This is a genomic window from Lysinibacillus sp. GbtcB16 (assembly GCF_019091145.1).
GTDB classification, from domain to species: Bacteria; Bacillota; Bacilli; order Bacillales_A; family Planococcaceae; genus Lysinibacillus; species Lysinibacillus fusiformis.
The window spans coordinates 1-693 of the sequence record NZ_JAGXJV010000088.1 but is presented as its reverse complement, the minus strand read 5'-3'; the positions used below and the strand labels follow the sequence as shown (position 1 = coordinate 693).

General features: G+C 44.3%; 2 tRNA genes and 1 rRNA gene. All 3 read left to right on the top strand.

Annotated elements, in window-relative coordinates:
• Positions 1-102: 102 nt before the first annotated feature.
• A tRNA-Ile gene (locus tag KVT27_RS23430) sits at positions 103-179 on the top strand.
• A 12-nt stretch (positions 180-191) separates the two neighbouring features.
• Positions 192-267, top strand: a tRNA-Ala gene (locus KVT27_RS23425).
• Positions 268-480: 213 nt separating this feature from the next.
• Positions 481-693 (top strand): 23S ribosomal RNA (locus KVT27_RS23420); the annotation flags it as partial.

The following is a 693-nucleotide window of genomic DNA, read 5'->3' as shown; positions in this document are numbered from 1 at the left end:
ACCTCCTTTCTAAGGATATTTTCGGAATACAAACCTTGGGTTTGTAAGATTACGTTTTGCGTTCAGTTTTGAAGGTTTATTAATAATATAAAACTTCCAAGAGGGCCTATAGCTCAGCTGGTTAGAGCGCACGCCTGATAAGCGTGAGGTCGATGGTTCGAGTCCATTTAGGCCCACCATATATACCTCTTGGGGCCTTAGCTCAGCTGGGAGAGCGCCTGCCTTGCACGCAGGAGGTCAGCGGTTCGATCCCGCTAGGCTCCACCAAACTTGTTCTTTGAAAACTGGATAAAACGACATTGAAATAGTAACAAACACATTTATTTTTTAAGTTTTTTTATAGGCTTAATAACATTAAAAGGTTTCAAGACACGAACAGTTCTAGGAAGCAATCGAGTAAATGATGGAGCGTACTTTAGTACGTGACTGATTGAACGAGTGAAGCTGACAACGAAATGTGATGTGTATTGGAAGCTGATAGGTTAAGTTATTAAGGGCGCACGGCGAATGCCTTGGCACTAGGAGCCGAAGAAGGACGGCACTAACACCGATATGCTTCGGGGAGCTGTAAGTGAGCTTTGATCCGGAGATTTCCGAATGGGGGAACCCACTACGTTTAATCGCGTAGTATCTTGACGTGAATACATAGCGTCTTGAAGGCAGACCCAGGGAACTGAAACATCTAAGTACCTG